Origin of the sequence: Jatrophihabitans sp. (assembly GCF_051960575.1) — a bacterium.
Lineage (GTDB): Bacteria > Actinomycetota > Actinomycetes > Mycobacteriales > Jatrophihabitantaceae > JBQCEE01.
The window spans coordinates 1-25861 of sequence record NZ_JBQCEE010000426.1; the positions used below are offsets into that span (position 1 = coordinate 1).

General features: G+C 73.2%; 28 protein-coding genes and 1 pseudogene. 11 read left to right on the forward strand and 18 right to left on the reverse strand.

Features of this window, described 5'->3' with window-relative positions:
• Positions 1-162: 162 nt before the first annotated feature.
• The 4 genes from ACTHMS_RS23940 to rimO all read right to left on the reverse strand — a co-directional run bounded on the left by ACTHMS_RS23940 (position 163) and on the right by rimO (position 3141).
• Positions 163-561, reverse strand: coding sequence for a VOC family protein (locus ACTHMS_RS23940; protein WP_440309165.1), 399 nt, complete (start codon positions 559-561; stop codon positions 163-165).
• A complete protein-coding gene (locus ACTHMS_RS23945) occupies positions 558-911 on the reverse strand; it encodes a helix-turn-helix domain-containing protein (protein ID WP_440309166.1) in 354 nt (117 codons plus the stop codon). The genes ACTHMS_RS23940 and ACTHMS_RS23945 overlap by 4 nt, the downstream gene beginning before the upstream one ends.
• Before the next feature lie 146 nt (positions 912-1057).
• Positions 1058-1750, reverse strand: coding sequence for a CDP-diacylglycerol--glycerol-3-phosphate 3-phosphatidyltransferase (pgsA, locus tag ACTHMS_RS23950; protein ID WP_440309167.1), 693 nt, complete (start codon positions 1748-1750; stop codon positions 1058-1060).
• Positions 1747-3141 carry a 30S ribosomal protein S12 methylthiotransferase RimO gene (rimO, locus tag ACTHMS_RS23955; protein WP_440309168.1) on the reverse strand — a complete coding sequence of 465 codons (1395 nt, stop codon included), beginning with the start codon at positions 3139-3141 and terminating at the stop codon, positions 1747-1749. The genes pgsA and rimO overlap by 4 nt, the downstream gene beginning before the upstream one ends.
• A gap of 60 nt (positions 3142-3201) precedes the next feature.
• On the opposite strand from rimO, the gene ACTHMS_RS23960 reads away from it, so the two are divergent.
• The 4 genes from ACTHMS_RS23960 to ACTHMS_RS23975 are packed head-to-tail and all read left to right on the forward strand — an operon-like array spanning position 3202 to position 6258.
• Complete coding sequence (locus tag ACTHMS_RS23960) at positions 3202-3714, forward strand: SigE family RNA polymerase sigma factor (RefSeq protein ID WP_440309169.1); 513 nt, start codon at positions 3202-3204, stop codon at positions 3712-3714.
• On the forward strand, positions 3711-4859 hold the full coding sequence (locus ACTHMS_RS23965; protein WP_440309170.1) for a hypothetical protein: 1149 nt from the start codon (positions 3711-3713) through the stop codon (positions 4857-4859). Before ACTHMS_RS23960 ends, ACTHMS_RS23965 begins: the two co-directional genes overlap by 4 nt.
• 6 nt (positions 4860-4865) lie before the next feature.
• Positions 4866-5369, forward strand: a complete 504-nt coding sequence (locus ACTHMS_RS23970) for an amino-acid N-acetyltransferase (protein WP_440309171.1) — start codon at positions 4866-4868, stop codon at positions 5367-5369.
• Positions 5370-5427: 58 nt separating this feature from the next.
• Positions 5428-6258: a hypothetical protein gene (locus tag ACTHMS_RS23975; protein WP_440309172.1), complete on the forward strand. Its 831-nt coding sequence runs from the start codon at positions 5428-5430 to the stop codon at positions 6256-6258.
• 524 nt (positions 6259-6782) lie between these two features.
• On the opposite strand, the pseudogene ACTHMS_RS23980 reads toward ACTHMS_RS23975, so the two are convergent.
• From ACTHMS_RS23980 to thyX, 3 genes and pseudogenes are all read right to left on the reverse strand, one after another.
• A pseudogene (locus ACTHMS_RS23980) lies at positions 6783-9191 on the reverse strand (DNA translocase FtsK 4TM domain-containing protein); the annotation flags it as partial.
• 52 nt (positions 9192-9243) lie between these two features.
• Positions 9244-10098 carry a 4-hydroxy-tetrahydrodipicolinate synthase gene (gene dapA, locus ACTHMS_RS23985; RefSeq protein ID WP_440309192.1) on the reverse strand — a complete coding sequence of 285 codons (855 nt, stop codon included), beginning with the start codon at positions 10096-10098 and terminating at the stop codon, positions 9244-9246.
• A gap of 93 nt (positions 10099-10191) precedes the next feature.
• The gene (gene thyX / locus ACTHMS_RS23990; RefSeq protein WP_440309173.1) at positions 10192-10944 is read right to left on the reverse strand and encodes an FAD-dependent thymidylate synthase; all 753 of its coding nucleotides are present in this window, start codon (positions 10942-10944) and stop codon (positions 10192-10194) included.
• A 123-nt stretch (positions 10945-11067) separates the two neighbouring features.
• On the opposite strand from thyX, the gene ACTHMS_RS23995 reads away from it, so the two are divergent.
• From ACTHMS_RS23995 to ACTHMS_RS24005, 3 genes are all read left to right on the forward strand, one after another.
• Positions 11068-11577, forward strand: coding sequence for a toxin-antitoxin system HicB family antitoxin (locus tag ACTHMS_RS23995; RefSeq protein ID WP_440309174.1), 510 nt, complete (start codon positions 11068-11070; stop codon positions 11575-11577).
• A complete protein-coding gene (locus ACTHMS_RS24000; RefSeq protein ID WP_440309175.1) occupies positions 11570-12388 on the forward strand; it encodes a DUF4097 family beta strand repeat-containing protein in 819 nt (272 codons plus the stop codon). The genes ACTHMS_RS23995 and ACTHMS_RS24000 overlap by 8 nt, the downstream gene beginning before the upstream one ends.
• Before the next feature lie 267 nt (positions 12389-12655).
• Complete coding sequence (locus tag ACTHMS_RS24005; RefSeq protein ID WP_440309176.1) at positions 12656-13774, forward strand: AAA family ATPase; 1119 nt, start codon at positions 12656-12658, stop codon at positions 13772-13774.
• A gap of 12 nt (positions 13775-13786) precedes the next feature.
• On the opposite strand, the gene ACTHMS_RS24010 is transcribed toward ACTHMS_RS24005, so the two are convergent.
• Positions 13787-15016, reverse strand: coding sequence for a winged helix-turn-helix domain-containing protein (locus ACTHMS_RS24010; RefSeq protein ID WP_440309177.1), 1230 nt, complete (start codon positions 15014-15016; stop codon positions 13787-13789).
• Positions 15017-15081: 65 nt separating this feature from the next.
• Here ACTHMS_RS24010 and ACTHMS_RS24015 point away from each other — a divergent pair, with 65 nt between their 5' ends.
• The 4 genes from ACTHMS_RS24015 (at position 15082) to ACTHMS_RS24030 (ending at position 18342) form a co-directional block, all read left to right on the forward strand.
• Entirely contained in the window at positions 15082-15750 is a 669-nt protein-coding gene (locus tag ACTHMS_RS24015) for a DedA family protein (RefSeq protein WP_440309178.1), read from the forward strand.
• A gap of 49 nt (positions 15751-15799) precedes the next feature.
• A complete protein-coding gene (locus ACTHMS_RS24020; protein WP_440309179.1) occupies positions 15800-16960 on the forward strand; it encodes a hypothetical protein in 1161 nt (386 codons plus the stop codon).
• A 41-nt stretch (positions 16961-17001) separates the two neighbouring features.
• Positions 17002-17565: an N-acetyltransferase family protein gene (locus ACTHMS_RS24025; protein ID WP_440309180.1), complete on the forward strand. Its 564-nt coding sequence runs from the start codon at positions 17002-17004 to the stop codon at positions 17563-17565.
• Between the two features lie 150 nt (positions 17566-17715).
• Positions 17716-18342 carry a DUF2461 domain-containing protein gene (locus ACTHMS_RS24030; protein ID WP_440309181.1) on the forward strand — a complete coding sequence of 209 codons (627 nt, stop codon included), beginning with the start codon at positions 17716-17718 and terminating at the stop codon, positions 18340-18342.
• Between the two features lie 33 nt (positions 18343-18375).
• Here ACTHMS_RS24030 and ACTHMS_RS24035 read toward each other — a convergent pair whose 3' ends face one another.
• Genes ACTHMS_RS24035 through cysT form a run of 10 tightly spaced genes read right to left on the reverse strand, consistent with a single transcriptional unit; the run spans position 18376 to position 25663 of the window.
• On the reverse strand, positions 18376-18846 hold the full coding sequence (locus ACTHMS_RS24035; protein WP_440309182.1) for a hypothetical protein: 471 nt from the start codon (positions 18844-18846) through the stop codon (positions 18376-18378).
• 36 nt (positions 18847-18882) lie between these two features.
• Positions 18883-19323 (reverse strand): hypothetical protein, encoded by a 441-nt coding sequence (locus ACTHMS_RS24040; protein ID WP_440309183.1) that lies wholly within the window; start codon positions 19321-19323, stop codon positions 18883-18885.
• Positions 19324-19330: 7 nt separating this feature from the next.
• A complete protein-coding gene (dapB, locus tag ACTHMS_RS24045; RefSeq protein WP_440309184.1) occupies positions 19331-20098 on the reverse strand; it encodes a 4-hydroxy-tetrahydrodipicolinate reductase in 768 nt (255 codons plus the stop codon).
• Positions 20095-21426 carry a M16 family metallopeptidase gene (locus ACTHMS_RS24050; RefSeq protein WP_440309185.1) on the reverse strand — a complete coding sequence of 444 codons (1332 nt, stop codon included), beginning with the start codon at positions 21424-21426 and terminating at the stop codon, positions 20095-20097. The genes dapB and ACTHMS_RS24050 overlap by 4 nt, the downstream gene beginning before the upstream one ends.
• 34 nt (positions 21427-21460) lie before the next feature.
• Positions 21461-22342, reverse strand: a complete 882-nt coding sequence (locus ACTHMS_RS24055; protein ID WP_440309186.1) for a hypothetical protein — start codon at positions 22340-22342, stop codon at positions 21461-21463.
• A gap of 11 nt (positions 22343-22353) precedes the next feature.
• Positions 22354-22503, reverse strand: a complete 150-nt coding sequence (locus ACTHMS_RS24060; RefSeq protein WP_440309187.1) for a hypothetical protein — start codon at positions 22501-22503, stop codon at positions 22354-22356.
• A 55-nt stretch (positions 22504-22558) separates the two neighbouring features.
• Positions 22559-23014 carry an RrF2 family transcriptional regulator gene (locus ACTHMS_RS24065; RefSeq protein WP_440309188.1) on the reverse strand — a complete coding sequence of 152 codons (456 nt, stop codon included), beginning with the start codon at positions 23012-23014 and terminating at the stop codon, positions 22559-22561.
• Positions 23015-23062: 48 nt separating this feature from the next.
• The gene (locus tag ACTHMS_RS24070) at positions 23063-24034 is read right to left on the reverse strand and encodes a sulfate/molybdate ABC transporter ATP-binding protein (protein WP_440309189.1); all 972 of its coding nucleotides are present in this window, start codon (positions 24032-24034) and stop codon (positions 23063-23065) included.
• Positions 24031-24825 (reverse strand): sulfate ABC transporter permease subunit, encoded by a 795-nt coding sequence (locus ACTHMS_RS24075; RefSeq protein ID WP_440309190.1) that lies wholly within the window; start codon positions 24823-24825, stop codon positions 24031-24033. The genes ACTHMS_RS24070 and ACTHMS_RS24075 overlap by 4 nt, the downstream gene beginning before the upstream one ends.
• On the reverse strand, positions 24818-25663 hold the full coding sequence (gene cysT / locus ACTHMS_RS24080) for a sulfate ABC transporter permease subunit CysT (RefSeq protein ID WP_440309191.1): 846 nt from the start codon (positions 25661-25663) through the stop codon (positions 24818-24820). Before cysT ends, ACTHMS_RS24075 begins: the two co-directional genes overlap by 8 nt.
• Between the last annotated feature and the right edge of the window lie 198 nt (positions 25664-25861).

Consider the following 25861-nt stretch of genomic DNA (forward strand, 5'->3'; position numbering starts at 1 on the left):
CCGGCTGAGGCTCGAGCGGCGGTGCGGTCGGGCGGAACAGGGTCTCGGCCAGCGGGCTGGGCATGCGTCCTCCGGTGCGGCGCCGACGGGCGAGGAACCCGTCCGAGTCCGGAAGCTACCGACGGCGGCCGGGGCGTCGCGGCGGACACGCTGCCACCCGCGTCAGGTCGTGACGGATGGGACGGATGGGTCACCAGGGGCGATTGGCGGCGCCCACGACGGCCGTGGCACGAGGCAGAACGGATGCCCGGCCGGGTCGGCGAACACGCTGCCCGACAACCGGCGCGCACCGAGCGCAGCCACCTGCGCCGCGGCGATCTCGACATCGTCGACCATCACGTCAAGATGCACCTGCTGCGGGCGCACGGGGTCGGGCCAGGCCGGTGCCACATGGTCGGGCGCCCGCTGGAAGGCGAAGCCCGAGGTGGTCGCGTCCCGCGAGACGACGACGAAGTCGTCACCGCGGTAGGTGATCGGCAGGCTCAGCAGCTCGGCGTAGAAGGCCGCGAGCGCGGCCGGGTCGGGGCAGTCGTAGATGACGTGGTGCGGGCGGCCGATCACGCAGCGACGGTGGGCAGCCGCCGTACGGAGGCCTCGGCGGGCGCCGGACCACGGCCGGGGCCGACCGGTGCGGCGACGGCCGGCACGGCGGCGAGCCGGCCCGCGGCGGCGAGCTTCTCCTCGCGCCGCAGCGTCTGGCTCACCTCGGCGAACAGGTCGGACAGCTCGACGTCGAGGGCCCGGCAGATCGCCGCGAGCAGCTCGGACGACGCCTCCTTCTGCCCGCGCTCGATCTCGGACAGGTAGCCGAGGCTGACGCGGGCGCTCGACGACACCTCGCGCAGCGTGCGCGCCTGGCGCATGCGGGCCGCTCGCAGGCTCGAGCCCACGACCTCACGGAGCACGGGCATGCGGTCCTCCTCGCCGGTGGTGCAGGAAGTTCACCGTACCCGGCGTGATGGGTGCCAGGAGGGCGGTGACGACACCGTCCGCTCACAGCGAACGGCATCGTCGGATCAACGGCCGGCGGCGTCCGGGCGTTCCCGCGCGGGCGGATTCAGACCGACGGCTGGGCCGGCGGTGCGACCTGCGACGGGACGGTCGGCGTGTCCGGCGCGCCGGCGCCGGCGAGCGACATGCGGCGCAGGTTCACCGCGCGGAAGACGTAGTCGATGCCGGTGATCACCGTGACGATGATCGCCGCGACCATGAACACCCAGGCCAGGGCGTGCAGCAGCCCGGTGAGGGGCAGGACGAACAGGCCGATGCCGACGTCCTGCAGCAGGGTCTTCAGCTTGCCGCCCCGGCTGGCGGGGATGACACCGTGCCGGATGACCCAGAACCGCAGCAGCGTGACGCCGAGCTCGCGGGCGAGGATCAGCACGGTGATCCACCACGGCAGCTCGTGCAGGATCGACAGGCCGATGAGCGACGCGCCGATGAGCGCCTTGTCGGCGATCGGGTCGACCAGCTTGCCGAACTCGGTGACCAGGCCGCGCTTGCGGGCGATATCGCCGTCGAGCCGGTCGGTGACCGCGGCGAGCGCGAAGACACCCCAGGCCAGCACGCGCCAGCCGCGTTCGTGGCCGGAGCCGTGGAAGAGCACGACCACGAAGACCGGGACGAGCAGCAGCCGGAAGACCGTCAGCGCGTTCGGCAGGTTCCACGCCGACACCGACGTCGTGGCGTCGGCGAGGTGGTCGGCCTCGGGCGCGAGTGCGCGCGGCGGCTTGCGCTCGGCCGCGGTCATCGGGCACCGCCGAGCTCGGCGACCAGGTCGACGCCGTCGGTCTTGGTGACGACGGCGCGCACGAGCTCGCCGCGGCGCACGCGGGCGCCGAGCACGGTGGTGACGCCGTCGACGTCGGGGCCCTGATGCGCGGCCCGGCCGGTGGCACTGTCCAGGTCGCCGGTGTCCTCGATGAGCACGTCGACGGCCTCGCCGACGCGGTCGTCGGCCCGCTGCGTGACCAGTTCGTCGGCGAGCGCGGACACGTGGGCGACGCGCGCGGCGATCTCGTCGTCGGACAGCTTGCCGGGCAGGTCGGCCGCGGCCGTGCCCTCCTCGTCCGAGTACCCGAAGACGCCGATCGCATCCAGCCGCGCCTCGGACAGGAACCGGCACAGTTCGTCCAGGTCGGCCTCGGTCTCGCCGGGGAAGCCGACGATGACGTTGCTGCGGGCGCCGGCGGTCGGCGCGAGGTCACGCACGCGCGCGAGCAGGTCCAGGAAGCCTTCGGTCGAGCCGAAGCGCTTCATGCGCCGCAGCACGTCCTCGGCCGCGTGCTGGAACGAGAGGTCGAAGTACGGCGCCACGCCGGGCGTGGTCGCGATGGTCTCGAGCAGGGACGGACGCAGCTCGGCGGGCTGCAGGTACGACACGCGCACCCGCTCGATGCCGTCGACGGCGGCGAGCTGCGGCAGCAGCGTCTCGAGCGCGCGCAGGTCGCCGAGGTCCTTGCCGTAGGACGTCGAGTTCTCGCTCACGAGCACCAGTTCCCGCGCACCCGTGGACGCCAACCACTGCGCCTCGGCGAGCACCTCGGCCGGCGGGCGTGACACGAACGAGCCGCGGAACGACGGGATCGCGCAGAACGTGCAGCGCCGGTCGCAGCCGGACGCGAGCTTGAGGTACGCGACCGGCGCGTCGTCGAGCCGGCGACGCCCCTGCGGCACCCAGGCGTGGCCGGGCACGGCGACCTCGGCGACGGCGGCCGGACGGTGCACCGGCGTCACCGGCAGCAGGGTGCGGCGGTCGCGCGGGGTGTGCGGCGCGACCGGCCGGCCGGCGGCGACGTCGTCGAGACGGGCCGCGATGTCGGCGTAGGAGTCGAAGCCGAGCACGGCGTCGGCCTCGGGCAGCGAGGCGGCGAGTTCGTCGCCGTACCGCTCGGCCAGGCAGCCGACGGCCACCACCTTGCGTCCAGTGTCGGCGGCGGCCAGCAGCGTGTCGATCGAGTCCTTCTTGGCGCTGTCGATGAACCCGCAGGTGTTCACGACGACGACGTCCGCGGTGTCCGAGTCATCAGCCAGCGACCAGCCGGACGAACTGAGCCGGCCGGCCAGTTCCTCGGAGTCGACCTCGTTGCGGGCGCATCCCAGGGTCACCAGCGCCACACGGCGGTCAGACGTCGACACCATTGCAGGTTACCCGCGGCAACAGTCAGGTACGGACACAGCGTCATACGGTGCGTGGCAATCATGACTGCGGACGGGACACGCCCCCGCCCGGCGACGGTGGCGGATCTCGCCCGGACGCACGGCCTCGAGCTGCTGCGCTTCGGCTACCTCGTCACCGGCGACCGGCACCGTGCCGAGGACCTCGTGCAGGACGTGCTGCTGGCCCTGCACCGCCGGTTCCCGGCGACGCTCGGCGTCGACGACCCCGTCGCGTACGCCCGCCGGGCCGTGGTGAACGGCCACATCAGTCGCGGACGACGACGTGCCAGCGGCGAGCTCAGCATGGCCGAGCTGCCCGAGTCGGCCACGGCGCCGCGCGACGATCCGGCCGAGCGCGACCTCCTCTGGCGGGCGCTGCGACGGCTCCCGGACCGGCAGCGGGCCGTGCTGGTGTTGCGGTTCTACGAGGACGCCACCGACGAGCAGATCGCCGAGCTGCTCGGGTGCCGCCGCGGCACCGTGCGCAGCCTCGCCTCGCGCGCCCTCGCGGCGCTGCGCGAGGACACCGACGTGACCGAGGAGACCGGACGATGAACGACCTCGAAACCCGCCTGCGGGCCACCCTGGCCGCACGCGCCGGCGACATCACCACCCTGCCGGCCGCCCTGCTCGACCTGGACGCCGCGCCGGCCGATCCGGTCGACCACGACGAGGTGCTCGACCTGGGCGCCGCGCGAGCAGCCCGCCGAGCGCGGTCGGTCCGGTGGCTGGCCCTCGCGGCCGCGGCCGCCGTGGTGCTGCTGGCCGTCGGCGTCGCGCAGCTCGGGGGCCGCGACCGGCGCTCCGCTCCCCCGCCCGCGACGCAGAGCACGACACCGACACCGACACCGACACCGACGCCGACGCCGACAGCCGCCGGGCAGGCGCCGGCGTCGACGGTGGGCCTGGTCGTCCCGGCCGGTTGGAGGGCGACCCTGCGGGCCTCGGAGCCCGGCCGGAGACTGGTGACGCTGCGAGCGGCCGCGGATCCGGACTTCCCGTACGGCTGCAACGGCTGTGAGGCGGCGACGGACTACGCCAGCGTGTTCGAGGCCGGTGCCTTCCACGCGCACACCGACGGGTGGGCCGCGGCAACCGTGGCCGGCCACCCTGCACGGCTCGGTCGGATGTCGTGGATCGGCGTGGGCAAGCATGTGGTCCGGACGCTTGCGTGGCAGTTCGCACCCGGACGCTGGGCGGTCGTGCAGGGCGTGACGGCCCTGGGCGAGCGGACCTCCACCCTCGAACTGCTCGCGGCGGCGCTCCGGCCGACGGTCGACGTCCCCATCCCGGTGCCGTTCCGGTTCGGGTTCGTGCCCGACCTGCCGCTGACCAGCGTGACGGACGACCGGTCCGAGGGGTACTCGCTCACCGTCACGCTGTCGTCGGCCGAGGGGCGGACCTTCGACGTCACGACCTGGCCGCACGCTCCGAGCACCGTCACGCACACCGCTGCCCACCGCACGGTGGTCGGGGGACAGATCGGCTGGTACGACCGCACCGCCGGCGTCCTCGACGTCCCCTACCGCGGCGGCTGGCTCGAGCTGGGGATCAGCGAGTCGGCGGGCGCGCCCACCTACGACTCCTTGCCGCTCACCGCGCAGGACCGCGCGGACATGGACCGCGTGGTCGCCGGCCTGACCTTCACCAACGGGGACGGCAGCGCGCCGTACCTGCCGCTGGAGCAGGCCGTACCGTAAGGCCCCGTGTCGAGCAGTCTGGTCCGGCGGGCACGCACCGCCGACGTCCCGGCGATCAAGGCACTCGTCGACATCTACGCGGGGTCGGGCAAGCGGCTGCTGGCCAAGGAGCTCGTGACGCTGTACGAGGACGTGCAGGACTTCGTCGTCGCGGAGATCGGCGGCGAGGTGGTCGGCTGCGGCGCCCTGCACGTGCTGTGGGCCGATCTCGGTGAGGTGCGCACGCTGGCCGTGCACCCAGACCACCGCAACGCCCGCCTCGGCCGCGCCGTGCTCGACCGGCTGATCGAGACCGCGCGCGAGCTCGGCCTGGCCCGGCTGTTCGCCCTGACCTTCCACGTCGACTTCTTCGCCCGCGCCGGGTTCGTCGAGATCGACGGCGCCCCGGTCGATCCCAACACCTACGAGGCGCTACGCCGCTCGTACGACCCGGGCGTCGCCGAGTTCCTCGGGCTCGAGTACGTCAAGCCGAACACCCTCGGCAACACCCGCATGCTGCTGCACCTCTGACGGCCGACGGGATCATCCCGAGGAGCACTTGCGCCAAATGCCGGTTACGGTGCTGATCATGGACGCCGCAAAGCAGGAGAAGCTTTACTCGACCACGCTGCAGACGATCGGCGCCGTGTCGAAGCTGCCTGTGGTCCGTGTCGACCGGGAGGCGTTCCTGCGCAAGCAGTTCGCCGATTCACCGCACCTCGACGTGATCCTCGAGCGAGGCCCACAGGAGGTGTACACGCCCGACTCGCTCCGGACGATGGCGGACACGATCATCAGGAACAGCGCGTCGAAGAGCTCGCTCGCATCGTTCGCCACCGGGCTGGCCGGCAACCCGATCGCGATGTTCGCGGCGGGTGGGGCCGACGTGGCGCAGTACTTCGGCTTCGCGCTGAACCTCGCCCAGCAGATCGCCTATCTCTTCGGCGAGGACGACCTCTTCCAGGGCTCGGGCGAGTTGAGCGAAGCGGCGCAGATCCGCGTGATCGCGTACCTCGGGGCGATGTTCGGCGCAGCAGGTGCGGCAGCGCTCGTGGCGAACACGTCGAAGACGGCAGGTGCAACCATCGGGAAAAAGGTCGCAGCCCAGGCCCTCACCAAGACGACGTGGTACCCGATCGTCAAGAAGGTCGGCGCCCTGCTCGGCAAGCAGATCACCAAGAAGACGGTCGAGAAGACGATCAGCAAGGCCGTGCCGGTGGTCGGCGGCGTCGTCTCGGCAGGGATGACGTGGATGACCTTCCGTCCGATGGGCGACCGGCTCGCCGACACCCTGGTCAAGCACCTCAAGGGCGAGTTCGACCACACGTTGGTGCTGAACGACCGCTTCGCGGCGTCGCTCGGGATGCCGGTGATCGACGCGACCACGGTCGAGACGACTGTGCTCGACACCGACGACTGACAGGACCTTGGACAGCTGGCTCGGTGATCAACAGCGCCGCACGGTCGCCTGCAGCCACCGGAGGCTGTTGATCATGGACGTGGTCACGCGTGGCGACGCTGCGGGGCCCGGCCCGGCGCGTCCACCCGCACGGGCGCCACACACCGCGCGCCGCGGGCGTCCGATGCCGCGGGACGGATCGCCCGCGCGCCTCCCGCGCTCGGGCGTCGTGCGGCCGTAGCGTCCGACACATGTCGACCCTGCAGCCCACCTACACCGCGTGGTCGCCGTCGCGGGCCGGGTTCCCGGTCACCGACGAGCGCACCGAGACCTACATCGGGCGGCACCGCCGCGCCGACAACCGCCGCCGCTTCTTCACGCTCTTCTACATCGGCCGGCACCGCCGCCGGCACTGAGCCGGGCGGGCGCCGGCCCCCGCCCCCGCCCCCCCACCCCACGCCCCCGCAGCCCGACGCGCCCCCCCTCGGCGCTGCGGTCGCGGCGTCGTCCTCGCCATCGTCGTCAGCCGCGACCAGATCGGCCGCGCTGCCGCCGTTGCGCAGCGTGTAGAGCAGGCCCGCCAGTTCGTCCGGCATGACGAGCACCTCGCGCGCCTTCGACCCCTCGGACGGGCCGACGATGCCGCGGCTCTCCATGAGGTCCATGAGCCGGCCGGCCTTCGCGAAGCCGACGCGCAGCTTGCGCTGCAGCATCGAGGTCGAGCCGAACTGCGTCGACACGACCAGCTCGACGGCCTGCAGGAACAGGTCGAGGTCGTCGCCGATCTCCTCGTCGATCTCCTTCTTCGGCGCCTGCGGTGCGGTGACGTCGTCGCGGTAGGTCGGCTGCAGCTGGGTCTTGCAGTGCTCGACGATCGCGTTGATCTCGGCGTCGGTGACGTAGGCACCCTGCATGCGGGCCGGCTTGGACGCGCCCATCGGCAGGAACAGGGCGTCGCCCTTGCCGAGCAGCTTCTCGGCACCCGGCTGGTCGAGGATGACGCGCGAGTCGGCCAGCGACGAGGTCTTGAACCCCAGCCGCGACGGCACGTTGGCCTTGATCAGGCCCGTCACGACATCGACGGACGGACGCTGGGTGGCGATCACGAGATGGATGCCCGCCGCACGCGCGAGCTGGGTGATCCGCACGACCGAGTCCTCGACGTCGCGCGGGGCGACCATCATCAGGTCGGCGAGCTCGTCGACGATCACGAGCAGGTACGGGTACGGCGAGTAGATCCGCTCGGAACCCGGCGGAGCCACGAGCTCGCCGTTGCGCACCTTGCGGTTGAAGTCGTCGATGTGCCGGACGCCCGAGTGCTCCATGTCCTCGTAGCGCATGTCCATCTCGCGGACGACCCACTGCAGCGCGTCCGCGGCCTTCTTGGCGTTGGTGATCACCGGCGTGACGAGGTGCGGGATGCCCTGGTAGGCGGCAAACTCGACGCGCTTCGGGTCGATGAGCACCATGCGCACCTGGTCGGGCGTGGCCCGCGTGAGCACCGACAGGATCAGCGTGTTGATGCACGACGACTTGCCCGCGCCGGTGGCGCCCGCGACGAGCAGGTGCGGCATCTTGGTCAGGTTCGCGACGACGAAGCCGCCCTCGACGTCCTTGCCCAGCGCCACCAGCATCGGGTGGTGGTCGCGCTGCGCGACCGACGACCGCAGGACGTCGCCGAGCATGACGATCTCGGGGTCGGCGTTCGGGATCTCGACACCGACCGCGCTCTTGCCCGGGATCGGCGACAGGATGCGCACCTCGGCGCTCTTCACCGCGTAGGCGATGTTGCGGGTCAGGTTCGTGATCCGCTCGACCTTCACGCCGGGGCCGAGCTCGACCTCGTAGCGGGTGACGGTCGGGCCGCGGTTGAAACCGGTGACGGCGCAGTCGACGTCGAACTCGGTGAAGACCTGAGTGAGGGAGTTGATCACCTCGTCGTTCGCGCGGGTGTGCTCGAGGTGCGGCGTCCCCTCGCTGAGCACGTCCAGCGTCGGCAGCGTGTAGAGACCTCCACCGTTGTTGAGCTCGAGCTGCATCGGGATGCTGATGGGCGGCAGGTCCTCCTCGACCTGCGCCGGACGCGGCTTGCGCGGCTTCGGCGTCTTCGCGGGCGGTTCGACGGCGACGTGGCCGCCGCCGACCGGATCGGCGAGGAAGTCGGGCAGCTCGGTCGTCTCGGCGTCCGCCTCGGCGGGGTCGGCGGCGACGCGGCGCTTCCGCTTCGGACGAGCGGCCACCGCCTCGTCGTCGACCGGTGGCGCGGTGAGCTCGATCGGCTCGGGCTTGGCGAGCAGGGCGCGCACGTAGTCGACGAGCACCGACAGCGGCGTCGCGGTGATCACCAGGACGCCGAAGGCCCCGATGAGCATCAGCACCGGCACGGCGAGCACGGGCGACAACCCGGCCGAGAGCGGGGCGCCGACGGCACGGCCGAGCCAGCCGCCGGCGTGGGCGCGCGCGTGCGCGGTGCCGGTGTCGCCGACCCAGAGGTCGAGCATGCCGAGCAGGCAGGCGGCCAGGGCGATCGACCCGACGACCACACGACCGCGCTCGGCCGGCTCGGCGGGCTGGCGCAGCATGTGCACGCCGAGCGCGACGGCGAGCACGGGCACGAACAGCGCGCCGTTGCCGATCAGCGCCCGGATGCCGGCCTCGATGCCGTCGCCGATCGGTCCGGCGGCATGCAGGTAGATCGCGACGGTGCCGACGAGGGCGAACGCGAGCACGCCGAGCGCGGCGGCGTCGCGGCGGTGCTCGGGGTCGATGTCACGGGCCGCGGCGGCGTTGCGCCCGACCGCGCGCGCGAGCGAGCCGAGCACCGAGGCGATGGCACGCCACACCGCGGCGATCGCGCGGCCGAGGCCGGCGAGCGGTGCGGCCGGTGAGGACTTCTTGGCACTGCGCGCCGTGGACTTCGCTGCCGGCCGTGGGCGGGACTTCGTGGCTGCCACCGAGCAACCGTAACCCTCCGGTCGAGCTTGACCGGTGAGGCGCGGCGGACGGTCAGTCGACAGGCAGCCCGGCGGCGCGAAGATCGTTGCGCAGGGTCGCGATCTCGGCGTCGGTCGCGTCGACCAAGGGCGGACGCACAGGCCCGGGGTCGAAGCCGCCGAGACGCAGGCCGGCCTTGACGAGGATGGTGCCCTGCGTGCGGAAGATGCCGGTGAAGATCGGCAGCAGCTGTCGGTGCAGGCGGGTGGCCTCGGCGGTGTCGCCACGCTCGAAGGCCGCGACGAGGTCCTGCGTCACCGCACCGCAGAAGTGGGTGGACGTGCCGACGACGCCGACCGCACCGACGGCGAGCAGCGGCAGCAGCAGGGCGTCGTCACCGGCGTAGTAGGCCAGATCGGTCTCGGCGAGCACGCGCGAGGACGCCGTCAGATCGCCCTTCGCGTCCTTCACCGCGACGATGCGCTCGTGCTCGGCCAGCGCCAGCAGCGTCTCGGTCGCGATCGGGATGCCCGCGCGTCCGGGGATGTCGTACAGCATCACCGGCAGGTCGGTGGCGTCGGCGACCGTGCGGAAGTGGGCGAGCAGCCCCGCCTGCGGCGGCTTCGAGTAGTAGGGCGTTACCACCAGCAACGCGTCGGCGCCGGCCTTGGCGGCGTCGTCGGCGAGGTGGACGGTGTGCGCGGTGTCGAAGGTGCCGACGCCGGCGATGATGCGGGCCCGGTCGCCGACCGCGTCGACGACGGCGCGCAGCAGGTCGGCCTTCTCCGCATCCGTCGTGGTTGGGCCCTCACCGCCGGTGCCGCTGATGACGAGCGCGTCGTTGCGCTGCTCGTCGACCAGCCGGATGGCCAGCTCGGCAGCGCGCTCGAGGTCGAGACGCCCGTCGGCGCGGAAGGGCGTCACCATGGCGGTCACCACGCGTCCGAACGGGCGGCGCGGGTCGGTGCTCACGGGCCCAATCTACCGCCCCCAGCCACCGGGATCAGGCAGCGCGGCAGGTCAGCCTTCGCTCACCATCGGGCTGGACGCGACCTCCGTGCCGTCCGGCAGCGTGGTGATCCCGAAGTCGGCGAAGGCGTTCGGCGCCACGCGGTTCAGCTCGCGCAGCACGGCGATGGCCAGCTCGCGGATCTCGACGTCGGCGTGCTCGGAGGCGCGCATGGCGATGAAGTGCCGCCACGCGCGATAGTTGCCGGTGACGACGATGCGGGTCTCGGTGGCGTTCGGCAGCACGGCGCGAGCGGCCTGCCGCGCTTGCTTGCGGCGCAGCGTGGCGTGCTCGACGTCGGCGAAGCGCTTCTCGAGCCCCTCGAGCAGCTCTGTGTAGGCGGTGACCGCGGCCTCGGTCGCGGCGACGAACTTGGCGTGCAGCTCGGGGTCGGCGGCGATGACGTCGGGCTCGACCATGGCCGCGTCGCGCTCGGGCACGTACCGCTGCGACAGCTGCGAGTAGCTGAAGTGCCGGTGCCGGATGAGCTCGTGGGTGAGCGAGCGCGAGATGCCGCTGAAGTAGAACGTCACCGTGCCGTGCTCGAGGACGGACAGGTGGCCGACCTCGAGGATGTGGTGCAGGTAGCCGGCGTTCGTCGCGGTGGCCGGATTCGGCTTCTTCCACGACTGGTAGCAGGCCCGCCCGGCGAACTCGGCGAGCGCCTGACCGCCGTCGGCGTCCGTCTCCCACGGCACGTCGGCCGGGGGCTCGAAGTGCGTCCAGGCGATGGCCTGGACCTTCAGCGGGACGATCTCTGGCACGGCGACTCCAGCAGCGGTGAGGTGTGCCCGCGAGCCTAACCCGCGCCACTCGCGGCGGCCGGTGGCCACACGCGACAGTGCGATGGCATTGTCATGACGTCAGAATGATGTCACAGTGGCGTCATGCAGCTCGACGACATCCTCGGCGAGGTCGACCGGCACCTCGTCGCCGTGGCCGCGCTCGGCGACGAGCGGACGAGGGAGGTCGCGACGTCGCTCGCCGCGGCGGCCGGCCCCGCGGTGCGGCTCGCCGTGCTGCGTGCGGTGACGCTCGCGGCCGAGGAGACGACCGCCGCCCTGCTCGACCAGCCCGGCGCCCCGACCGTCACCGTCGCCCTCGACGACGACCGGGTGCGGGTCGAGGTGCGCCCGACGGCACCACCGGCCGCTCCCCCGCCGCCCGTCGCGGTCGAGGCGGACGAGACCGACGCGACGGCGCGGATCTCGCTGCGGCTGCCCGAACAGCTCAAGGCCCGCGTCGACACGGCGGCCCTGCACGAGGGCATGTCGGTGAACGCCTGGGTGGTCGCGACCCTGTCGCAGGCCCTCGGCGTGGGTCGCGGCGGCGCCCGCGGCCCCTCGTTCGGCGCCATCGGCGGCGCCCATCACGTGAGCGGATGGATCCATGGCTGAGCAGACGAACCCCGTCACCCGTCGCTTCCCGGTCAGCGGGCCGGTGGCGCTGATGCTGCGCATCGCGCACGGCAGCGTCTCGGTCACCGCGGCCGAGGGCGTGGACGAGGCGAGCGTGGTGATCCGGCCACGCTCGGCGAAGGTCGACGCCGCCGCGATCACCGTCGACCTGTCCGGCCGCACCCTGCTCGTGCGCGCCCCGCGCGCCGGCGGCGTCCTGGACCTGCCGATCTTCGGACGCAGCGGTCGCGACGAGGTCGACGTCGAGGTCGTCGTGCCTGCAGGGTCGGACATCGAGGTGCTCACCCACACCGCACCCATCACCGTGCTCGGGCGCTGCGGCGAGGCCGACGTCGCGTTCGGCGCCGGCGGCGCGAACTTCGAACAGATCGACGGCGACCTGCGGGCGCGGTTCGGGTCGGGCAGTGTGCGCGCGGTGCGGGTCGGCGGACGCGTGCAGGTGCGCACCGGCGCCGGCGACGCCCGTCTCGGCGAGGTCGTCGGCGCAGTCACCGCGGGCTGTGGCAGTGGCACGGTCGAGATCGCGCTGGCGCACGCCGCGGTGCACACCCGCACCGGGGCCGGCAGCGCGCGCATCGGCGCGGCGCACGGCGACGTCGACATCGTCAGCGGGTCGGGCAGCGTGCACATCGGCGTGCCGGCCGGAGTCGCGGCACGGCTCGACCTCTCCTCGGGCAGCGGCGACGTGCGCTCGGAACTGCCGATCGAGTCGACACCCTCGACCGGCCGCGCGATCACGCTGCGCGCCCGCACCGGCAGCGGGCGGGTGCGGCTGTTCCGCGCCGCCTGACGGCCGGCTCTGGGGCGGGCGGCGGGTCGTCCCACGACGCCGCGCCGTCGACCCACCTTGTCCCGCTGCGCCGTGCTGCGCCCCCCCTTGTCCCGCTGCGCCGCATTGTGGGCCCGCTTTGCCCCGCTGCGCCGGGGCATTCGGGCCAGATTTCCCGGTGCTGCGGGACAAGGGGTCCGACGGGCGGGGCTGCAAGGGGCCCGACGGACGGGGGTGCGTTACTGTCAGACGAGTTACTGACGACGTAGTAACGCTGGGGGGAGTAGCGTGCCGAACCCGTACCACTACGGGTCGCCGGTGACCGGCGACCAGTTCACCGGCCGGCACCACGAGGTGAACACGCTGGTCGAGCGGATGCGCGACGGCATCAACGTCGTCGTGGTGTCACCGCGCCGGTACGGCAAGACCTCGCTGCTGCGCCGGGCGGCCGAGATCGTCGAGCGCGACGGCGGCGCCGTGGTGTCGGTGTCGGCGATGGGGCTGGCCGACGCGCGCTCGCTCGCCGGGCAGTTGCTGCGGCAGACCTACCGGCTCGACGGGGGTCGTTGGCACCGGGCCAAGCAGGCCGTGCCGACGTTCCTGTCGCGGCTGCGGGTCAAGCCGACGGTGACCTTCAACGGCGACCAGCCGAGCTTCTCGTTCGCGGCGACCCTCTCGTCCGGCGAGCTCGACGACATCGTGGCCGACGTCTACGCCGTGCTCGCCGAGGTGGCGCCCCGCAAGCCTTCGGTGCTCATCGTCGACGAGTTCCAGGACGTGCTCGACCTCGGCCCGCACCTGCCGGGGCTGTTCAAGTCCCTCGCCGATCGCCATCCGACGGTGTCACTGGTGCTCGCCGGTTCGAAGCAGCACGTGATGCAGCAGCTGACGCTCGAGAGCACCGGGCCGCTGTACGGCATGACCTCGCGGCTGGCGCTCGCGCCGATCCCGCCCGAGGAGATGGGCGACTTCCTGGTGCGCCGCGCGACCGCGGGGCAGAAGCGCCTGTCGGTGACCCTCGCCGACCGCATCGTCGAGCTCGCCGGGCCGGTACCGAACGACATCCAGTACCTGGCCTACGAGGTGTACAACACCGCCGGGCGGACGATCACCGCGAGCGACGTCGAGACCGGTATGCGGCTGGCCGTCGAGCACGAGGCCGACTTCGACGCCTGGCGGTTCGCGGCGCTGGCACCGGGCCAGCGGCGGGTGCTGCGCCGGCTCGCCGAGGCGCCGACCGCGACGCCGTACGCCGACGACTTCCGGGACGCGGTGCAGGCCCGCAGCCCCGGCGCGCTGCGCAACTCGCTGACCAGGCTGCTGCAGGCCGACCTCGCGACGATGGTCGACGGCACGTACCGCGTCACCAGCCCGTTCTTCGCGGCCTGGCTGCGCTCGCACGTGTGATCACGCCGCTGATCACGCGGCGCGCACGGCCGCGGCGAGCGCAGGCGCCAGGGTGCCCCTCGGCGTCACCTCGACACCGTCGAGCCCGAGCCACTCGGCGGTGATCGCGAGCTCGGCGGCGAGCTCCGCGGCGGTGTGTGTCTCGTCGGCCCCGGGCTCGAGCCACGCCGCCTGCACGCGCAACCTGCCGGCCTGCCGGTCGCTCTTGAGGTCGACCCGCGCGACCAGGGCCTCGTCCAGCAGGAAGGGCAGCACGTAGTAGCCGTAGCGGCGCTGCTCGGGCGGAGTGTAGATCTCGATGCGGTAGCGGAAGTCGAACAGCCGCTCGGTGCGGTCGCGGAACCAGATGAGCGAGTCGAACGGCGACAGCAGCGCCCGGGCGCGGACGCGACGGGGTCGGGCGGCCTCGTGCCAGAGCCAGGCCGGCGCGGCCCAGCCGTCGACCTCGGCCGGCACCAGCTCACCCGACTCGGCCAGCTCGGCCACCGCGCGCTTGCCCGCCGCGGGGGCGAGCCGGAAGTAGTCGCGCAGGTCGGGCTCGGTGGCGATGCCGTGGGCTCGCGCGGCGATGCGGACGAGCTCGCGCTGGGCGTCGTCCGGGTCGGGCGTCGGTGCCTGCAGTACAGCGGGCGGCAGCACGCGCTCGGGCACGTCGTAGAGACGCTCGAAGTTGACGCGTCGCGCGGCCATCACCTCGCCGGCGAAGAAGAGGTACTCGAGCGCGACCTTGCCGTCGTGCCAGTTCCACATGTCCCCCGGCGCGCGGGCCGGCCGCGGGATGCCGGTCTGGTTGGCGCGCACCGGCCCCTGATCACGGACGAGGGCACGCACCTCGTCCAGCAGCCCCGGCTGCTCGCGGGCGAGCCGGCGGATGCCGCCCCACGAGTCGAGATGCGCGCGGGCCATGCGCCAGCGCAGCAGTCGGTGTGTCGACAGCGGGACCAGCGACGCCTCGTGCGCCCAGTACTCGACCAGCTCGCGCTGCACCGGGCCGCTGGTGTGCGCGGTCAGCCGGTCGAGCAGGTCGCGCGGGTAGGGGCCGAGACGCGCGAGCACCGGCAGGTAGTGCGAGCGGCAGAACACGTTGACCGAGTCGAGCTGCAGCAGGCCGATGCGGCCGAGCACCCGGCGGATGTGGCGCGCGTCGACGCGGCCGGCCGGTCGGGGGTCGGCGAAGCCCTGGGCGGCGAGGGCGATGCGGCGCGCCTGCGGACGGCTGATCGACACGGGCCGGGGGCTCATGACCGGCACCTTACGAGGATGCTGTGACAGCGACAGACGGTCGAGCTGCGTGCGAGCATGGCAACGTGTTCGAGCACATCATGCGGACGATCGGCGAGTCGGTGGGCTCGTGGTTGTACCTGATCGCCGGCGGCCTCTGCTTCGCCGAGGCGGCGATCCTGATCGGCATGGTGCTGCCCGGCGAGACGGCACTGCTCGTCGCGGGCGTCTTCTGCAACGCCAAGTACGGCACGCTGAACCTCGGCCTGATGATCGCCGTCGCGGCGGTCTGCGCGATCGCCGGCGACTCGGTGGGCTACGAGTTCGGCAAGAAGTACGGCCCGGCGCTGCGGCGCAGCCGGCTCGGCCGCTGGGTCGGCGAGCACCGGTGGGCCGCGGTCGACGGCTTCATCCTGCGCCACGGCGGCAAGGCCGTGCTGCTCGGACGCCTCACCGCGCTGTTCCGCGCCCTGATGCCGTCGATGGCCGGCGTGAGCGGCATGCGCTATCGCACCTTCTTGCTCTGGAACGCCGCCGGCGGCCTGATCTGGGCGCCGGGCTGCGTGCTGCTGGGGTACGGGTTCGCCTCGGCGCTGAACGTCGTCGGCGAGACGCTGACCTGGGCGCCGCTGGCCGTGCTGGCGCTCGTCGCGGTCGTCTACCTCGGGCTGCACCTGCGCAAGCGGCGGCACGAGCGGGCGGAGGCCGAGGCCTTCTCGGCGGCGAACCAGGCGTCGACGGTGGCGGTCGACTGACGGTCCGTCGTCAGGACAGACCCGGCCAAGATCGCTAGCCTGCTCGGCCATGAGCGACTTCGGCCCGCCCGAGCCCCCGCGACACCCCTCCCCCGGTCCGTCGCCGTACGCCGGACCACCGTCGTGGGGGCCGCCGCCCGCCGGCCCCGCGTCGTCCACGGCGACCGGCTGGGCCGACCCGGCAGGCGGCACCCCGACGCCGCCCGGCTCGCGCTTCGGCGAGCGCCTGCAGCGGCGTCCGGAGCCCCGCTTCGCCGTTGCGTTGGCCGGAGCCGGCGCGGTGCTGGCGCTGATCGGGCTCGTGGTCTGGGCGGGCCAGTACGTCGGGTCGGACCTCGTGGGCAGCGTCCGCCTCGACGAGAACGGCCTGCCGACCGGCCGTGGCGGCAGCGACCGGCACATCCTCGCCGGCGTCATCTTCCTCGCGGTCGCCGCGGTCGGTGTGCTGCTCGGCCTCAGCCGCCGGCGCGGACCGCTCGCGACGGCGGCCACCGCGCTCTTCGCCGGCGGCGTGCCGCTGGCCCTGGGGTTCTTCAGCCTGGACGTGTCGGGTGGCAGCTTCCCGCTGAACCTCGACCTGATCGCGTGGGTGTCGATCGTCGCCTGGGCCGTCGCCTACGCCGCGGTGCCCGGACTGCGCGGGCACACCGTGCTGATCTTCCTGATCGCGACGACGTTCTTCGACTACGTGCTGTTCAAGTCGGCGCAGGACGAGGTGCTCGGCCGCGTCGCGTCGTCGGCGTTCAACACCGGCGACGTCTCGTCCAGCGGCGGCGCGGGCGCGATCACCGCCGTCGGCCTGATCTTCGGGCTGGGCTACTACGCGATCGCCTTCGCGCTCGACCGGCGTGGCCTGCACGGGCCCGCCACCGGCCTCGTCTACCCGGCCTTCGGCGCGACGGTGCTCGGGCTCGTCGGCTTCGGCATCCAGACCAGCATCACCGGCGCCGGCGTGCTCACCGTGCTGCTCGGCATCGCCTGTTGCCTGGCCGGTGCGCGCAACGGCCGCCGCGCCACCAGCTTCGTGTGGGCTGCCGGCGTGGTGGTCGGCGTGGGCCTCGTCGTCGAGCAGCAGGTCGACGGCACGTCCGGCCGGGGCGTGACGTTCGCCGTCGTCGGTGCGGTGCTCGTGGCGCTCGCGCAGCTGGTCGCGTCCGCGACCCGCGAGCCGGACGACATGGACCCGGCCGTGATGGTGCGGTCGCGCTGACCGGCACGGCTCGTCACCCGGCCGATCTCTAGGCTCGCGTCATGGCCGATGTGAGCGTGCGCCCGGCGACCGGTGCGGATGTCGCCGAGATCGCGCGCATCCAGGTCGAGACGTGGCGGTCGGCGTACCGGACGGTACTGCCCGCCCCCGTGCTCGACGGGCTGTCGATCGACGGTGCGGCGCAGGCGTGGGCGGCCGCGGTCGCGTCACCGCCGTCGCCGCGGCACCACGTGCTCGTGGCGCTCGAGCAGCAGTGGGTCGTCGGCTTCGTCGCGCTGGCGCCGGACGAGGTCGAGGCCGAGGGGTCGGCGGTCGACGAGGAGATCGCGCTGGGGCTGACGGCGGCGGTGGGTCCGCTGCTCGTCGAGCCGCGATGGGGACGTCGGGGCCACGGCTCGCGGCTGTTGGCGGCAGCGGTGGACACCGCGCGGGCCGACGGGCTGCAGCGGGCGATCGCCTGGGTGCCCGAGGCCGACCGCACGACCCAGGACTTCCTCGCCTCCGCCGGCTGGGAGCCCGACGGCGTCGTCCGCGGGCTCGACACCGGCGTCGGTGAACTGCGCGAGGTGCGGCTGCACGTCGCGATCGGTGCCGACGGGGGCTGAGCCCTCGCGTCCGACGGCGGTCGAGGGCGTGCCCGCAGCACCGGATCTTGATGGCGTGGACGGCCTCCGGGCCGCTGTGGGCATCCGGATCGGCCGGCCGGAGCCGTGTACCGGCGGCACGCTGTCGGCGGCGTTGCCTAGGCTCGTCGCGTGAGCTTCACCGGCATCCCGACGGCGGCCCTCGACTTCTACGAGGATCTCGAGGCCGACAACACCAAGGCGTTCTGGACGGCGCACAAGGCGACGTACGACGAGGCGGTGCGGGCCCCGCTCGAGGCGCTGATCGCCGAGCTCGAGCGTGAGTTCGGGCCGGCCAAGCTGTTCCGCCCCTACCGCGACGTCCGGTTCAGCAAGGACAAGACCCCGTACAAGACGCACCAGGGCGCCTGGTTCGGCGAGTCGAGCACCTACCTGCACATCTCCGCCGCCGGCCTGTTCCTCGCCGGCGGCTACTGGGAGACGTCCTCGCCGCAGGTCGACCGCCTGCGACGTGCCGTCGCCGACGACGTGGCGGGCGCCGAGCTCGAACGCACGCTCGCGGCCGTCCGCAAGAAGGGGTTCGAGATCGGCGGCGACCGCATCACCCGGGTGCCGAGCGGCTACCCGAAGGACCATCCGCGCGCGGACCTGCTGACGTACAAGTCGCTCACGGCCTCGCAGCAGCTCGGCTGTCCCGACTGGCTGTCGACGGCGAAGGCGAAGACCGAGATCACGAAGCGGTGGCGTGCCCTCGCGCCGCTCACCGCGTGGCTGGACACCCACGTCGGCCGCGACTGACCGTGCCGGCCTCGGCCGCGACGGCGGGGCCGGTCACGGCCACCGTGGCAGGCGATCGACGAGCCGAGGGACGATCTCGCGCTCGACCGCCATGGCGGCCCGCAGGTTGAGGTCGGTCACCGCGCGCTGCTCGACGTCGACGAGGTCGAGCCAGACCGCGTCGTCGGTGGCGTACAGGAAGCCGGTCGAGCCCATCAGCCGGACGAGCCCGGGTTGCACGAGCGACGAGTCCGGGACGAGGGCGGGCGAGTCGAGGTAGCCGGGGTCGACGTAGGGCAGCGCGTGCGCCGGAACGGGACGGTCGGCCGGCCACCACCGCGCCGCGACGCCGAACGCGGCGAACACCTCGACCCGCTCTGCGTCCGAACCCGCACGCACCCGCAGTTCGAGGGTGTCGTCCCGCTCGGCGATACCGGAGGAGAAGCCCGGCAGGAACCGGAACCAGCGCAGCTGCTCGACCAGCGGCGTGCGCGGGTCGTCCGGTGGGATCGCGGCCGGCGTCATCGACGGCTCACCGCGGCACGCATGCGCGGCATGGTGTCAGAGTGCGGACGCGTCCGACGACTCGATCATGATGGCCTTGCGCATCGTCGCGCGGGCCCGGCGCCGGTCGCCGGCCAGGTCGTAGGCCTCGGCCAGCCGGTACCAGCCGCGCCAGTCGGCCGGCTCGGCCTCGACGGCCGTGCGGCACTGCGCGAACCACGCGTCCGCGGCCGACCGCTCGACGCGGCCCGACGGGCGCCGGGGCAGGTCGGGCGGGCCGTCCGGCAACTGCTGGGCCAGCCGCTGTGTCGCCCGGCCGAACTGCACCTCCTGCCAGACGACGTACCCGCCGATCACCGGCAGCACGAAGACGACGACGCCGAGCAACTTGAGCGTCCACTTCGACTGCTGCACGAGGATGACGCCGAACCAGCCGATGATCGCGAAGTACGCGAGCAGGGCGATGATCAGGACGCCGACGACGCGGCGGGCGGTCACCGGCGGCTCAGAGGTCGAGCAGGGCCTCGAGGCCCACGGTCAGCCCCGGACGCGACCCGATCTGCCGCACCGCCAGCAGCACGCCCGGCATGAACGACACCCGGTCGAGCGAGTCGTGCCGGATCGTCAACGTCTCGCCCTCGGTGCCGAAGACGATCTCCTGATGCGCGACCAGGCCGGCGATGCGCAGGGCGTGCACCCGCACGCCGTCGACGTCGGCGCCGCGCGCGCCCTCGAGCGCCTGGGTGGTCGCGTCCGGCGCGCGGCCCATCCCGGCGGCGGCGCGCGCCTGCGCGATCACCTGTGCCGTGCGCGCCGCGGTGCCCGACGGGGCGTCGGCCTTGCCGGGGTGATGCAGCTCGACGACCTCGGCCGAGTCGTAGTACTTGGCGGCCAGCTGCGCGAACTTCATCGACAGCACCGCGCCGATGCCGAAGTTCGGGGCGATGAGCATGCCGAGGTCGGGCACGTCGGCGAGCCAGCCGCGCAGCGTGTCGAGCCGGTCGGCGGTGAAGCCGGTCGTGCCCACGACGGCGTGGATGTGCTGGTCGACGGCGAAGCGCAGGTTGTCCATCACCACGTCGGGGTGCGTGAAGTCGACGAGCACCTGGGCGCCGGCGTCCGCCACCGAGAACAGCCAGTCGCCGGCGTCGACCATCGCGACGAGCTCGAGGTCGGGCGCGGCGTCGACCGCCTTGCACACCTGCTGCCCCATGCGCCCGCGGGCGCCGAGGACGCCGACGCGCAGGGGTTCGGTCACAGCTGCCTCGCTCATGCCACCGCTCCGTCGAAGTCGTGGTCGTCGAACGGGCCGACCACGGTCAGGCACCGGGGTCGGTCGAGCAGGTCGGCGGCGATGGCCGCCACTTCGTCCGGTGTCACGGCGTCGACCTTGGCGAGCAGCTCGTCGAGGCCGAGCACGTCGCCGTGGGCGAGCTCCGCCTTCCCGATGCGGCTCATCCGCGACCCGGTGTCCTCGAGGCCGAGCACGATCGACCCGCGCATCTGCCCCTTGCCCCGCTCGATCTCGTCGGCGCTGAGCCCACCGTGCGCCGCGGCGTCGAGTTCGGCGCGCATCAGGCCGATCACCTCGTCGGCCTTGCCCGGCTGGCAGCCGGCGTAGACGCCGAACTGCCCGGTGTCGGCGTAGCTGCTGGTGAACGAGTACACCGAGTACGCCAGCCCGCGCTCCTCACGGATGCGCTGGAACAGCCGCGAACTCATGCCGCCGCCCAGCGCGGCGGACAGCACGCCGAGGGCCCAGCGCCGGTCGTCGTGACGCGAGATGCCGCGTCCGCCGAGCACGATGTTGGCCTGCTCGGTGTCGTCGCCGATGACCGTCACCGGCGCCACCGGACGCACGGCCGGCGCGCTCCCCCGCCGCGGCGCGACCGGTTCGGCGCCGTCGGCCAGCCGCCCGGCGAACGCCCGCCGCACGAGGTCGACGACCGCCCGGTGCTCGACGTTGCCGGCGACCGAGACCACCATCGCCTCGGGCTGGTAGCGCCGCGTGTAGTAGCCGTGGATCTGCCGCCGGGTCAGCGCGCGGATCGACTTCTCGGTGCCGAGGATCGGGCGCCCGATCGGGGTGTCGCCGAACAGGGCCGACGAGAACTCGTCGTGCACCAGGTCGGACGGGTCGTCGTCGCGCATCGCGATCTCTTCGAGCACCACGCCCCGCTCGACCTCGACGTCGCGTCCGGCCACGGTCGCCGACAGCACGACGTCGGACACGATCTCGACCGCCAGCGGCAGGTCGCGGTCGAGCACGGTCGCGTAGTAGCAGGTGTACTCCTTGTCGGTCATGGCGTTGAACTCGCCGCCGACGGCGTCCATGGCGCTGGCGATGTCGAGCGCCGACCGCGTCGTGGTGCCCTTGAACAGCAGGTGCTCGAGGAAGTGGCTGGTGCCGGCGAGCGACAGCGACTCGTCCCGCGAGCCGACGCCGACCCAGACGCCGATGCTCGCGCTGCGCACGCCGGGCATGGCCTCGGTGATGACGCGCAGCCCGCCCGGCAGCGTGGTGCGGGTGATGACGCCGCCCCCGGTGGCCGGCAGGCGCCGGGTGGCGGCGCGGCGGCGGGACGTTGTCGGCGAGGTCACCCCGCGAGTCTACGAAGGCGCGGGTGTGCCGCTGTCAGCCGGACGCACGGACCCCGCAGAACGTCCGCTCGCGCGCCGACGGCACGACCGGGAACCAGCCCGGCCGCAGGCTCATCACGAACCCCCATCCGGCGACGGCCGCGCCGCGCAGCAGCGGGGCGCGCAGCAGCCAGCCGGACAGCCCCAGCCACGGGGCGACGAGCCAGGCCACGAACCCGGTCATCACCAGTGCCGCCGCGACGTGGCCGGCCCAGCGTGCCCCCGCCGCCAGCCACGCGGTCGCCGCGAGCGCCGCTGTCGTCGCGGCCAGCCACAGGTCCCACAGCAGCCCGGTGCCGCGCAGCACCTCGAGCGGCAGCACGCCCAGCGTCAGCAGCAGTGCGAGCAGGGCGCCCACGCCCGCTCGGCGCAGGGCGCCCCGGCGCCGCGGCGGCTCGTAGCAGGGCAGCGCGGTGAGCGGGAACTCCGCCAGCATCACGTCGACGTCGTCGTACAGGCGGGCCGACGGGTAGCGCACGCCCAGGCGGCGACGGACGAAGGCGGGGGCGGTCGGCGCCACCCAGATCGCCTCGACCCGTGCGTGCTCGGCCCGCACGCCCTGGGTACCCGCGACGACGTTGCCCCAGCAGGCGACGATGGCGAGCACGAACCGGGCCTGCCGCTGCCGCCGCGCGGCCTCGAGGGTGCCGTAGGCGTAGTAGCCGCACTCGCAGTCGTCGCTCGGCACCACGTGCTCACGACGCGGGTGGTCGCCGGTCGGCGGCGCGCAGGTCGCGATGTTGTCGCCGTCGTCCCAGGCGCACTCGCTGTAGAGCGGCAGCAGCAGCCCGGCCTCGTCGACGCGGAAGGTGCGCAGCCCGCGGATCTCGCCGACGAGCGGTTCGACGCCGGTGCCCCCACCGGCGAATGCGCCCACCGCTGCCCCGATCAGTCGCGCGGGTCGCGCCCGGCCGGCTCGGCCACGCGATGCGGCTGCTCCGGCTCGTCGGCGCGGGACCGGCGCTCGGCCGGCGCGGCGGTGTCGACACGGTCGGGCAGCACCTCGTAGCGCTGCCGCTGCGGCCCGATGTTCCCCATGCCTGGACGGTACGCCCGGGACGATCACCACGCGAGGGATCGGCCCGGCGCTGCGTCAGCGCGGCAGCCAGGCGTCCGGGGTCTCGACCAGCTTGCGCACGTGCGGGGGCAGCGTGCCCGTGAGCACCTGGGCCAGGCTCACCTCGTCCAGCACCCGGCGCAGGCTCGCGCGCACCGCCACCCAGACCTCCGGCAGGTGCTCGGCGACGCCGGTGTAGGTGGTCTCGTGCGGACGCAGCCCGCGCACCTCGGCCAGCGGGCCGTCGACGGCGCGGATCACCGCGCCGAGCATGACGTCCTTGGCCGGCCGGGCCAGCGCGTAGCCGCCCTCGGCGCCGCGCTGGCTGCGGACGATGCCGGCCCGGCGCAGTTCACCGAGGATCGCCTCGACGAACTTGCGCGGCATCCCCTGCTCGCTGACCACCGTGTCGACCTTGACCAGCGCGGGCTCGTGCGCCGCGAGGCTGAGCAAGGCCCGGATCGCGTAGTCGGTCTTCGCGGAGATCTGCACGATCGCATCCTCGCAAAGTCCGTTCCGGGCGCCGCACAGGCGCGCGGTTCAGACCAGCGTCGGCGTCGGGATCGTCGTGCTGGCCGGCTCGACCTGCAACCACACCGTCGCGCCCTCGCGCAGCCGGAGCGCCTCGGCCTGGCCGCGGGTGAGCTGGGCCAGGGTGACAGCGCCGTCGGGCGTCCGCGCCTCGGCGCGCACCTCGAAGCCGATGCGCTGCAGCCGCACGACCGTCGCCTGCACCCACCCCGGCACCGCCGAGGTGGCGATCTCGATGTCGTGCGGACGCACCAGCCGGCCGCCGAGCGTGGTGACCGGGCCGAGGAAGCCCATCACGAAGTCGTTGACCGGGTGGTCGTAGAGGTCGTCGGGGCTGCCGATCTGCTCGATCCGCCCGTCGTTGATCACCACGATCTCGTCCGAGACCTCGAGGGCCTCCTCCTGGTCGTGGGTGACGAACACGGTGGTCACGTGCACCTCGTCGTGCAGGCGGCGCAGCCAGTCGCGCAATTCCTTGCGCACCTTGGCGTCGAGTGCCCCGAACGGCTCGTCCAGCAGCAGCACCGTGGGCTCGACCGCGAGCGCCCGGGCCAGGGCCATGCGCTGGCGCTGGCCGCCGGACAGCTGCGACGGCAGCCGGTCGGCGAACTGGTCGAGGTGCACCAGCTGGAGCAGCTCGCGCACCCGGTGCTCGATCTCGGCCTTCGGGCGCTTGCGGATCTCGAGGCCGAAGGCGACGTTGCGGTACACCGTGAGGTGCTTGAAGGCGGCGTAGTGCTGGAAGACGAAGCCGACGTTGCGGCGCTGCGGCGGCAGCGTCGTCGCGTCGTTGCCCTCGATGTGGATGCTGCCGCTGTCCGGCTTCTCGAGCCCGGCGATGATGCGCAGCAGCGTCGACTTGCCGCCGCCGCTCGGCCCGAGCAACGCCGTGAGCGCGCCGGGCCTGATCGTCAGGTCGATGTCGTCCAGCGCGACGAAATCGCCGAACCGCTTGGTGACCCCGCGGACCTCGATGCTCACGAACCGACCTTCTTCCGACGACCCTGGAGCAGCGAGACCGCGACGATGGCGACGACCGACACCAGCATGAGGACGAATGCCAGATCGTAAGCCGACTGCTTGTCGAAGTCGTTCTGCAGGAATTGCGAGATGAGCAACGGTGCGGTCGCCTGGTCCTGGAAGTTGCCCGACACGACCAGCACCGCCCCGTACTCGCCGATGCACCGGGCGAGCGCGAGCACGACGCCGTACCCCAGCGCCACGCGGATCGTCGGCAGGGTGATGCGGCGGAACGTCTGCACCGCGCTCGCACCCAGCGAGGCGGCCGCCTGCTCCTGCTCGATGCCAGCCTCTTCGAGCACCGGCAGCACGCTGCGCAGCACGAGCGGTAGCGAGACGAACGTGGTCGCGAGCACGAGACCCGGCGTGGCCCCGATGACCTGGTTCACGCCGAGCCCGAACCAGCCGCCGACGCCGTAGACCAGCACGAGCGCGAGCCCGACGACGATCGGCGAGATCGCGATCGGCAGGTCGATGATCGCGTCGAGCACGCGCTTACCGGCGAAGCGGCGCCGGGCGAGCAGCATCGCCACGCCCACGCCGAAGACGGTGTTGATGACGACCGAGCACGCGGCCACGAGCGCCGAGCGCTGGAAGGCGGCGGGCGCGGGGCCGGACGAGATGGTGTGGAAGAACTGGCCGATGCCCGGCTGGAAGGCGCGGAAGCAGAGCACGCCGACGGGCAGCAGGATGATGACGCCGACGTAGAGGACGACGACGGCGCGCATGGTGGTGCGGGCGGGGCTAGCCACGACGTTCCCTCCGCCGCTGCAGCAGGGCGAGCACGGTGAGCACCACCGCGCTGGCCACGAGCAGCACCGTCGCGAGCGCGGCGGCCTGCCGCACGCCCGCGACCGGGTTGTCGGCGTCCTGCAGCCGCCCGTAGATGAGCGCGGACGCGATGAGCGTCTGGTGCGGGATGTTGCTCGCGATCAGCACCAGCGAGCCGTACTCGCCGAGCGCGCGGGCGAACGAGAGCGTGCCGCCCGACAGCAGCGCCGGCAGGATCGGTGGCAGCACGATGCGGCGGAAGACGGTGAACGGCCCGGCGCCGAGGGACGCGGCCGCCTGCTCGGCGTCGCGGTCGAGGTCGAGCAGCACCGGCTGCACGGTGCGCACCGTGAACGGCAGGGTCACGAACAGCAGCGCGACGAACATGCCGATGCGCGTGCCGACCAGGCTGACGCCGAGCGGGCTGTCCTCGCCGTAGAGCCCGAGCATCACCAGGCCCGCGACGATGGTGGGCAGCGCGAACGGCAGGTCGATCGCGAACTCCAGCACACGTGCGCCCGGGAAGCGCTCGCGCACGAGCACCCACGCCACGAGTGTCCCCATGACCGCGTTGACGACCGCGACCGACACCGACAGCAGCAGGGTCAGCTTCAGGGCGTCGAGGTTGGTCGACTTCGTGATGTCGTCGACGAACTGGCCCCACCCGCCGTCGAAGGCCTTGCTCACGACGGCGGCGAGCGGGATGAGCACGAGCAGGCTGAGCCAGATCACCGCCACACCGAGCCCGAGGGACGATCCCGGGTCCAGCGGCGACCGGGTGCCGTCCGTGCCGCGCCGGACCCGCCGGCCGGTGGGCACGCCGGCGCCGGGGGCCCGGCCGGGCGCCGGGGGGGCGGGCGGCGGGCAACACCCCCACCCGGCGGGGCACCCCTCTTACTCCCCGGGGGGGGGGTTTCCCCCCCGCCCGGCGCCCCGGCCCCGGCGCGGGGCCCCGGCGCCGGCGTGCCCACCGGCCGGCGGGTCCGGCGCGGCACGGACGGCACCCGGTCGCCGCTG